This window comes from Streptomyces sp. AC627_RSS907, assembly GCF_019049165.1.
The window spans coordinates 1-919 of record NZ_JAGMUE010000644.1; the positions used below are offsets into that span (position 1 = coordinate 1).

1 protein-coding gene and 1 pseudogene are annotated in these 919 nt (G+C 70.7%); both read right to left on the reverse strand.

Annotation, left to right across the window (positions count from 1 at the left end; genetic code table 11):
- The coding region (locus KUM32_RS37570) for an ATP-binding cassette domain-containing protein (RefSeq protein ID WP_217146322.1) at positions 1-381 on the reverse strand (381 nt) is incomplete at its 3' end.
- 151 nt (positions 382-532) lie between these two features.
- Positions 533-919, reverse strand: a pseudogene (locus tag KUM32_RS37575) (ABC transporter permease); the annotation flags it as partial.

Sequence of the window (919 nt, forward strand, 5' to 3'; positions counted from 1 at the left end):
CTTGCGGCCCGCCGCGTACTCCATCTCCACCGTGGCCAGCGCCCGCTGTGCGGCGGCGCGCGGCTTGGGGAGCCCGTGCAGCTCGGCGTTGGCCAGCACGAACTCCTGCCCGGTGAGGAAGTCGTACATCGACTCGCGCTCGGGCACGATGCCGATGTGCCGGTAGCTGCGCTCGTTGCGCCAGATCTGCGTGCCGTCCAGCGTGACGGAGCCGGTGGAGGGCGCGAGGAAGCCGCCCATCATGTTGATCAGCGTGGACTTGCCGGCGCCGTTGGGGCCGAGCAGGCCGGTCACACCCGGGCCGATGGTCATCGTCACGTCGTTGACGGCGACGACGTTCCCGAACCAGCGCGAGACGTTGTCGATGATGAGAGTGCTCATGGGCGCGGCCCATTCCTTCGAGGGGTGGTGGCGGTCGACGGACGGGCGGACGCGTCCGAGAGGCGGCGGTGACCGTGCGGGAGGCGCGCCAGCGGTCGATCGATCGCGGTCGCGGATCGATCAGCCGGGCGCCCCGCTCGCACGCGGGTGGTCACAGCCCGACCTTCCGGTAGCGCCGGACCAGCAGCCCGTACGCGCCGGCGACCAGCACGGCGTACACCAGCAGGTACACGACGCCAACCGCTGCGTCCGGGCCGAACTGCCCGGGCGCGGCGGACGTCGCGCCGAGGAAGGCGGATCCGATGCCGTCGATGAGCGTGATCGGTGAGAAGAGGCCGATCCACTCGATCGCGCCGGTCTCGCCCTGCTCGTCGGCTATGCCCTGCATCACGCTGACCGCGCCGTACGAGATGGTCAACACGGCGATGACGGCGGCCACGCCGAAGCCGCGGCGCGGTGTGAGTGCGGCGATCACCAGGCCGATGCCGGCGAAGAGGAGCGAGAGCAGAGCCACGCACAGCATTCCCTGTGCGAACCC